This window comes from Streptomyces sp. NRRL B-24484, from assembly GCF_000717715.1.
In the GTDB taxonomy this organism is placed as follows: domain Bacteria; phylum Actinomycetota; class Actinomycetes; order Streptomycetales; family Streptomycetaceae; genus Kitasatospora.
The window spans coordinates 277,214-285,064 of sequence record NZ_JOAI01000006.1; the positions used below are offsets into that span (position 1 = coordinate 277,214).

Annotated in this window: 11 protein-coding genes; 8 read left to right on the plus strand and 3 right to left on the minus strand. The window is 74.7% G+C overall.

The genetic code is table 11. The features are described from left to right. Positions 1-267 precede the first annotated feature (267 nt). The 7 genes from IE98_RS0108525 (at position 268) to IE98_RS0108555 (ending at position 4,223) form a co-directional block, all read left to right on the plus strand. On the plus strand, positions 268-501 hold the full coding sequence (locus IE98_RS0108525; protein ID WP_030266747.1) for a helix-turn-helix domain-containing protein: 234 nt from the start codon (positions 268-270) through the stop codon (positions 499-501). A gap of 272 nt (positions 502-773) precedes the next feature. Continuing rightward, the gene (locus IE98_RS0108530) at positions 774-1,580 is read left to right on the plus strand and encodes an enoyl-CoA hydratase/isomerase family protein (protein WP_030266749.1); all 807 of its coding nucleotides are present in this window, start codon (positions 774-776) and stop codon (positions 1,578-1,580) included. A 179-nt stretch (positions 1,581-1,759) separates the two neighbouring features. Further along, positions 1,760-2,224 carry an Asp23/Gls24 family envelope stress response protein gene (locus IE98_RS0108535; RefSeq protein WP_043173688.1) on the plus strand — a complete coding sequence of 155 codons (465 nt, stop codon included), beginning with the start codon at positions 1,760-1,762 and terminating at the stop codon, positions 2,222-2,224. 52 nt (positions 2,225-2,276) lie between these two features. Then, positions 2,277-2,468, plus strand: coding sequence for a hypothetical protein (locus IE98_RS0108540; protein WP_030266756.1), 192 nt, complete (start codon positions 2,277-2,279; stop codon positions 2,466-2,468). Continuing rightward, the gene (locus IE98_RS0108545; protein WP_030266759.1) at positions 2,465-2,800 is read left to right on the plus strand and encodes a hypothetical protein; all 336 of its coding nucleotides are present in this window, start codon (positions 2,465-2,467) and stop codon (positions 2,798-2,800) included. The genes IE98_RS0108540 and IE98_RS0108545 overlap by 4 nt, the downstream gene beginning before the upstream one ends. After that, positions 2,797-3,603, plus strand: coding sequence for a DUF6286 domain-containing protein (locus tag IE98_RS44345; protein ID WP_052390276.1), 807 nt, complete (start codon positions 2,797-2,799; stop codon positions 3,601-3,603). Before IE98_RS0108545 ends, IE98_RS44345 begins: the two co-directional genes overlap by 4 nt. Beyond that, positions 3,600-4,223, plus strand: a complete 624-nt coding sequence (locus IE98_RS0108555) for a hypothetical protein (RefSeq protein ID WP_043173690.1) — start codon at positions 3,600-3,602, stop codon at positions 4,221-4,223. Before IE98_RS44345 ends, IE98_RS0108555 begins: the two co-directional genes overlap by 4 nt. Before the next feature lie 33 nt (positions 4,224-4,256). Here IE98_RS0108555 and IE98_RS0108560 read toward each other — a convergent pair whose 3' ends face one another. Further along, entirely contained in the window at positions 4,257-5,018 is a 762-nt protein-coding gene (locus IE98_RS0108560) for an SDR family oxidoreductase (protein ID WP_030266767.1), read from the minus strand. Between the two features lie 131 nt (positions 5,019-5,149). Between IE98_RS0108560 and IE98_RS0108565 the strand changes: the two genes are divergently transcribed. Then, positions 5,150-5,695: a hypothetical protein gene (locus IE98_RS0108565; RefSeq protein ID WP_052390278.1), complete on the plus strand. Its 546-nt coding sequence runs from the start codon at positions 5,150-5,152 to the stop codon at positions 5,693-5,695. A gap of 63 nt (positions 5,696-5,758) precedes the next feature. Here the strand turns inward: IE98_RS0108565 and IE98_RS0108570 are convergent, their stop codons facing one another. Both IE98_RS0108570 and IE98_RS0108575 read right to left on the minus strand, forming a co-directional pair. Next, positions 5,759-6,556 carry an SURF1 family protein gene (locus IE98_RS0108570; protein ID WP_030266771.1) on the minus strand — a complete coding sequence of 266 codons (798 nt, stop codon included), beginning with the start codon at positions 6,554-6,556 and terminating at the stop codon, positions 5,759-5,761. A 17-nt stretch (positions 6,557-6,573) separates the two neighbouring features. Then, positions 6,574-7,584 (minus strand): DEDDh family exonuclease, encoded by a 1,011-nt coding sequence (locus IE98_RS0108575; RefSeq protein ID WP_043173691.1) that lies wholly within the window; start codon positions 7,582-7,584, stop codon positions 6,574-6,576. Positions 7,585-7,851: the final 267 nt, after the last annotated feature.

Sequence of the window (7,851 nt, forward strand, 5' to 3'; positions counted from 1 at the left end):
AGATCGCGGGAATGCGTCTTCCGGTGATTGCGTTGACGACGGCCCCGCCGCGATTCCGCGGCGGGGCCGTCCGTTCTGATCAGCCGATTCTCGCCCGGCGGCCGACGCCCGCGGGGGCGCGTGCACCCAGGGTGAGCGCCCTTGTGCACTGCGGGCACCACCGGCAGACTGCGCTTTCCCGGGACAGACCTTGTCGAATGGGTGGCCAGGAGACTGGCTATGGGTGATCATGGGAATCTGACCGAGCACAGCTACGAGGAGGCACGGGTGGCCGAGACTCTGAAAAAGGGCAGCCGGGTAACAGGTGCCGCGCGTGAGAAGCTCGCGGCCGATCTCAAGAAGAAGTACGACTCCGGGGCGAGCATTCGCGCGCTGGCGGAGGAGACGGGTCGCTCCTACGGCTTCGTGCACCGCATGCTCAGCGAGTCCGGGGTGAATCTCCGGGGCCGCGGTGGTGCGACGCGCGGCAAGAGCAAGGTGACTGCTGCGGCGGGTTCCTGACGGTTCATCAGATAAGACGGTTCCGCGCCGGGCAGTCGGGGAGTGTCCCCGGTCCGGTCGTGGACGGGCAGCGATCCGGCGGTGGAGCAGCCGAGCCGGGTCGGGTCCCGCGCGGTTGCCGACGGCGCCCGAGGCGCGGTCGGCACGTGCGGACGGAGCGGCGGCCGGGTCTCCCGGGCCGCCGTTCGTCGTTCGCGGCGCGGCCCTGTTCGGCCGCCCCGGCTTTTGTTACTCTCCAGTAGCTCTACTGTCCCCCGCTGGAGGTAACCCCCATGACCGCTCCCGCCGTCGGTACCGACTCCCAGGACTGGGCGCAGGTCGGCGTCCGCCTCGACGTCGAGGGCGAACTGGCGCTGGTCACGCTCTGCAACCCTGCCCGCCGCAACGCGCAGAGCCCGGCGATGTGGCGCGCGCTCGCCGCGGTCGGCCGCACCCTGCCCGCCACCGTCCGCGTCGTGGTGCTCCGCGCCGAGGGCGTCTCCTTCTCGGCCGGCCTGGACCGCCAGATGTTCACCCCGGAGGGCATCCCCGGCGAGCACTCCTTCCTCAAGCTGGCCGCCGGCACCGACGAGGAGACAAGCGCCGCCATCGCCGAGTACCAGGAGGCCTTCACCTGGTGGCGCCGCCCGGACGTGATCACCGTCGCCGCCGTCCAGGGCCACGCCGTCGGCGCCGGCTTCCAGCTCGCGCTCGGCTGCGACCTGCGGGTGGTCGCCGAGGACGTGCAGTTCTCCATGAAGGAGACCTCGCTCGGCCTCGTCCCGGACCTCGGCGGCACCAAGCCGCTCACCGACCTCGTCGGGTACGGTCGGGCGCTGGAGATCTGCGCGACCGGCCGCTGGGTCGGCGCCGAGGAGTCCGTCGCGATCGGCCTCGCCAACCTGGCCGTCCCGGCGGAGCAGCTGGAGGGCGCCGCCCGCGACCTGGCCGCCGCGCTGCTGGCCGCGCCGCGCAACGCCGTGATCGAGACCAAGGCGCTGCTGCAGGGCGCAGGCGGCCGTTCGTACGACGAGCAGCGCAGCGCCGAGCGGGCCGCGCAGCACCGCCGGATGCGGGACCTCGCCGGCATCGGCGACTGACCGCAGCCGCCCCGAGGGCCCGGACCGCCGACCGGCGGTCCGGGCCCTCGGCGTTCCCGGGGTCCGCGGGCCGCCCCGGCGCGGTCCCGACGCGCGGTCCCGACGCGCGGACCGTGCGGCGAAATGTCAGAGTTGGGCTGATTTGCGATATAGCTGGAGACGACACAGGAGACCCCGCCATGCCGCAGACCCCCACCCCCGCCGACCTGCAGAAGGGCCACGGCCCGTCGTCCGAGGAGGCCACCCTCACGTCCGAGCGGGGCCGTACCGCACTCGCCGTCGGGGTGATCGAGAAGATCGCCGGGATGGCCGCCCGGGAGATCCCCGGAATCCACGCCCTCGGCTCCGGCTTCACCCGGACCTTCGGCGCCGTCCGCGACCGCGTCCCGGGCTCGAAGTCCGGCGCCGGCCGCGGCGTCAAGGCCGAGGTCGGCGAGAAGCAGGCCGCCATCGACATCGCCCTGGTCGTCGAGTACGGGGTGGTGATCCCGGTGCTGGCGGCCGAGGTCCGGGCGAACGTCATCGACGCCGTCGAGCGGATGACCGGCCTGGAGGTCGTCGAGGTCAACATCGCCGTCAACGACGTCCACCTGCCGGACGAGCCGGACGAGGAGGAGCCGGAGCCGGTCGGCCGCGTCCAGTAGCGCCCGCAGCACCACCGCAGCACAGCCTGTCGCCGAACACGAGGAGGAGCGGATGAACCTGGCCCTGGTCGGCCTGGTCGCCGGTATGGCCCTGGGCTTCGCCGGCTACTTCGGCGGTTTCGCCGCCTTCCTGCTGGTCGCCGTCCTCGGGGCGGTCGGCTTCGTCCTCGGGCGGCTGCTGGAGGGCGACATCGACCTCGGCGACCTGGGCGACCTCATCCGCGGCCGGGAGCGCCGGCGGTGACCGCCGCGGCGATCCCCCCGGCCCGCCGCGGACGGCTCAGGATCTCCGACCGGGTCTACGCCCGGCTCGCCGAACAGGCCGTCCGGCAGGCCCTCGCCGAGATCTGGGCGGCCCGCACGGCCCGCGGCAAGCCGCCGCGGGCCACCGTGCTGGTGGTCGGCGGCAAGGCCCGGGTCACCCTCCACCTCGACCTGCCCTACCCGGCCGACCTCGCCGGCCTCTCCCACCTCTGCCGGGACGCCGCCGCCGGCCAGGTCGCCGAACTCACCGGCACCCCCGTGACGGAGGTCGCGCTGCTGGTCGAGCACCTCGTCCCGGAGACGGCCCGGTGACCGCACCGCCGACCCCGCCCCGGCCGGAGGAGCCCGAACCGGACGGGCCCGAACCGTACGCGGCCGAGCCGGACGGGCCCGGACCGTACGGGGCCGGGCCGGCCGCGACCGGCCCGGAACAGCTCATCGGCGCCGGGGTCGCACTGCCCGAACGCATCGGTCTGGAAGCCGAGTTGGCGCACCCCGAGGCCGAACCCGGCAGCCCCGGGGAGTGGGGGCCGACCGTGCCGTACGAGCGACCGCACCGGCCGCGGTCGGCGCGGACGGCCGTCACCGCCCTGGTGGTGACCTGCCTGCTGGTGCTCGCCGGGTCGGCGCTGTACGACGCGATCGCCGAGCGCACCGGGCACGCCGCCCGGCAGTGGCGCGCCGACCTCGCCCGGGAGACGGCCGCCCGCCACCTCGACGACCCCTGGGTGCTCGGCATCGCCGGCGGCGTCGCCCTGGCCGGGCTGCTGCTCTGCTGGCTGGCCTTCGCCCCCGGGCTGCGCCGCTGGCTCCCGCTGCTCCGGCCCGGCGCGGCGATCGACCGCGCCGGGGTGGCCGCGCTGCTCTCGGCCCGGGCCACCGGGATCGAGGGCGTCGACCGGTGCACCGTGAAGGCCGGCCGCCGCCGGGTCGTTGCGACGGTCACCGGAATCGTCGAACCGATCGCGGTGGAACGGGAGTTGCAGGAGGAACTGGCCGCGGTACCGCTGCTCGGGCCGTACCGGCTGGACCTGCGGATCCAGCCCGTCCGCCCGACCCGGCCGGACGACCGGCGGCACGGCCACCGCCGGCTCGCCCAGGAGGCGCCCCGATGAGCATGTCCGCGGTGAACCGGACGATCCTCGCGGTGACCGGGATCGTCCTGCTGCTCGGCGGCCTGCTGGTGCTGGCCGGCGGACTCGACCTGTACGGCAGGCTGGACGCCACGATGCCGGACGGCTGGCCGTTCGTCTCGCCGCACCAGCCGGTGCTCGCCACAGCCACCCGGGCGAACTGGCCGCACCAGGGCTGGTTCTGGCCGGTGGTCATCGCCGTCCCGACCGTGGTGGTGGCCGGCGCCCTCGGCTGGCTCTACGCACAGCTGCACCGGGCCGGCCCGAGCACCGTCACCGTTCCCGTGCCCGGCGGGGCCGGCGTGGCGCTGCGGATGCGCAAGCGCGCCCTGCAGGACGCGGTGGAGACGGAGGTGATCGACCTGCCCGGGGTCGACAAGGTGACCGTCCGGGCGAGCGGCGCCTCGCACCGGCTGCTGCTGCGGTCCACCGTCCGGCTGGCCCCCGGGGCCGACACGGCCCGGACGGTGCGAGCCCTCGACGCCGGTCCGCTGGACAACGCCCGGACGAGCCTCGGCCTCGCCGAACTCCCGTGCCGCCTGCGGCTCACGGCGTCGGCCCGGCGCCGCAGCGCCGAACCGAAGCCGCCCCGGGTGGTCTGAACTCCTGCCCGGGCCGGGCGGTGTGGCGGACCGTCAGAGTCCGCGCAGTGCACCGCCGTCGACCGGCACCATCACGCCCGTCAGGTAGGAGGCAGCGGGGGAGAGCAGGAAGGCCGCCACCTTGCCGAACTCCTCCGGGGTGCCGTACCGGCCGAGCGGGATCGCCGCGCTCGCCCGCGTCCGGGCCGCCGCGGCGTCGCCGCTCAGCGCGTCCAGCTCGCGCACCCGGTCGGTGTCGATCCGGGCCGGCATCAGGCCGACGACCCGGATGCCGCGCGGGCCGAGCTCGTCGGCCAGCGACTTCGCGGCCATCGCCAGGCCGGGCCGCAGCCCGTTCGAGATGCCGAGCCCGGAGATCGGCTCACGGACCGAACCGGACAGCACGAAGCCGATCACGCCGCCCTCCGCCAGCTCCGCCGCCGCCGTCCGGGCGATCCGCAGCGCACCGAGGAAGACCGACTCGAAGGCGCCCCGCCAGGCCTCGTCCTCGGCCCGGAGCACCGGGCCGGCGCTCGGCCCGCCGACGCTGATCAGCACGCCGTCGAACCGGCCGAAGCGCTCGCGCGCGGCCTCGACCAGGAGGCCCGCGGTCGCCGGGTCGCCGTTGTCGGCGACCACGCCGTGCGCGTGCTCCGGCCCGCCCAGCTCCTTCACCGCCGCGGCCACCGATTCCTCGTGCCGGCCGCTGACCACGACCCGGGCGCCGTCGGCGACCAGCTCGCGTGCGGAGGCCAGGCCCAGGCCGCGGGTGGCGCCGGTCAGTACGTACACCTTCTGCTGAAGTCCGAGATCCATGCGCCCATCCTCCCCGGTCGGGGGCGGGGGCGTCGATCGGGTCCGGCCCGTGGCGCCGGGTTGACGCAACGGGAGAACTTAGGGAAACCTAACCTCGCTTTCGCCCTCCCCCACCCCCACGGAGCACCACCATGTCCGAATCCGACGAGCTCGCCCCGCTGTCCGGGACGGTCGCCCGCTGCCTCCTCGTCTCGGTCGGGCTCTGCGCGCTGTGGGCGGGCAGCGCCTGGACGGCCGGGCACGTGCGGACCGACGCCTCGCTGCACACCGTCGCGCTCTTCGTGCACCTGGTGGCACTGGTGATCGGCTTCGGCGCCGTCCTCGCCGTGGACTACACGGCCGCCCTGTGGCTGCTCGGCCGCCGCACCCTCGCCCAGGTGGTGGAGTCCACCGGCCCGCTGCACGTGCCGGTCTGGGCGGGCCTGGCCGGCCTCACCGCCAGCGGCATCCTGCTGGAGCCCCAGCTCGACTCCCCGCTGACGCGGGTCAAGCTCCTGCTGGTGCTGCTGATCGCGCTGAACGGGGTGCACGCCACCGCCCTCGGCAAGCGCCTGGAGGCCATGGGCCCGGGCCGGCCGAAGCGGCGACTGCTGGTGCGCGGAGCCCTCTCCGCCGTGGTCTCCCAGCTCGGCTGGTGGGGCGCCCTCGCCATCGGCTTCTGGAACACCCAGCACTGACGCGGCGAGTGCGCCTGGGAACGTTCCGGCCCCTGGTGTGCTGTCCTGCGCCCCCGGGGTTCTCTATGCGGGGGCGAGTTCCTCGGCCCCGGCCGCGGCGGCCGCCTCGGCGACCCGCTCCTTGGCCTCGCGGCGGGCCAGGATCACCATGCCGACCGGGAGCAGGCCGGTGAACAGCCACCACTGCACGGCGTACGCCATGTGCGGGCCGATGTCCGAGTGGTTCGGCTCCGCCAGCAGCACCGGCGAGCTGCCGACGGCCGGAGTGGCGGAGACCAGCTCCAGGTAGCCGCCGAGCACCGTGACCCCGGTCGCCTTCGCCTGCTGACCGCTGTTGATCAGCTTGTACTGGCGTTCGGGCAGGCCGCCGCGGTCGCGGATGCCGCTGCTCGCGGTGGTCTCGTCGGCCCGCAGCCGACCGGTCACCGTCACCGGCCCGGCCGGCGGCGCGGGCACCGCCGGGTAGCTGGCGGCGTCGGTGCCCGACTCCACCCAGCCCCGGTTGACCAGCACCGAGCCGCGGCCGTCGGCCAGCTTCAGCGGCGTGACGACGAAGTACCCGATGCTGCTGCCGTCCGGCTCGGTGCGCCCGCGGATCACGAACTCGTGCGCGGTGTCGTACGCACCGGTGGCCGTCACGGTGCGCCAGGTCAGGTCGCCGGGCACGGCGAAGCCGGGCGAGGACAGCGAGTCGAAGGCGACCGGGGCGGCCTTCAGGCTGCGGCCGATCAGCTCGTTGCGGGCGACCCGGGCCTCGTGCCGGTGCAGCTGCCAGAACCCCAGGCGGATCATCACGGGGATCAGCAGCAGCACGGTCAGCGCGATGACCGCCCAGCGCCGGGACAGCAGAAATCGGTACACACCCGGCACGCTACGCCCTACTGATCCGCGGACCGGACACCGGGGTGGGGTGCGACCTCCCGCAGCAGCTGGAGGAAGGCGTCCTCGCCGACGACCGGCGTGCCGTGCTCCCGGGCCTTGCGCGCCTTGCCGCTCCAGCTGCCCGGCTCGTTGGTGACGAGCAGGCTGGTGAGCCGGCTCACGGAGGTCGCGATGTGCAGGCCGGCCTCGATCGCCCGGTCCTCCAGCAGCTCCCGCTCGGTGGCGGTGTCACCGCTGATCGCCACCCGCATGCCCTGGACCAGCGGCGAGCCGTCCCGCCAGCGGCCCGGGTTCGGGTACGGGCAGGCCGGCCGCTTGCGGCTCGGACGGTAGGAGGACGACCAGGACGTACCGCGGGCCGGCGCGGGGGAGTCCTCGCCGAGGTCGGTGACGGCCACGCACGCGGTCAGCGGCAGCGGCACCCCGAACTCGCGGGCCAGCTGCAGGCTGGGCCGGAACGCCTCGGCGAGCACCCGGGCGTCGTCCAGCGCGTTGTGGGCCTGTCGCTGCTGCACCCCGAAGTGCGCGGCCAGCGAGGAGAGCTTGCCGTTGGGCAGCGGCAGGCCGAGGTCGCGGGAGAGCACCATGGTGCACAGCCGCTGCTCCACCGGGGCGCGCAGCCCGGCGCGGGCGAACTCGCGGGCGATCATGTTCCAGTCGAAGAGCGCGTTGTGGGCGACCATGATCCGGCCGCGCAGCTTCTCGGCCAGCTCCCCGGCGATCTCGGGGAAGGTGGGCGCGTCGGCCAGCATCTCGGAGGTCAGCCCGTGGATCCACACCGGGCCGGGGTCGCGCTCCGGGTTGACCAGCGTGTACCAGTGCCCCGTCACCTCGCCCTGCGCGTCCAGCTGGTAGACGCCCGCCGAGATGACCCGGTCGGCGCGGCCGAGCCCGGTGGTCTCGACGTCGACGACGGCGAAGCCGGTGCCGGCCTCGGCGGCGGGGCGGGGCGCCGGGAGGGCCGCGGGCGCCGCCAGGCCGTCCCACGGGGACTGGATCGCATGCATGGTGCACCACTCTAAGGCCGACCGGTGCCCCACCCGGGCCGATCGGCGGCGGGCGGTGGCCCCGGACGGCCCGGAATAGAGTGGTCGTCGGAGCGGTCGTACATCCTCGCGACCCCTCCCGGTCGTCAGCACCCCGACGGACCACCCCCACCCCGTAAGGAAGCTCCATGCGTGCCACCGTGATCCACGGCCCCAACGACATCCGGATCGAGGAGGTGCCGGACCCGGTCGTGCAGCGGCCGACCGATGCCGTGGTGCGGGTGGTGA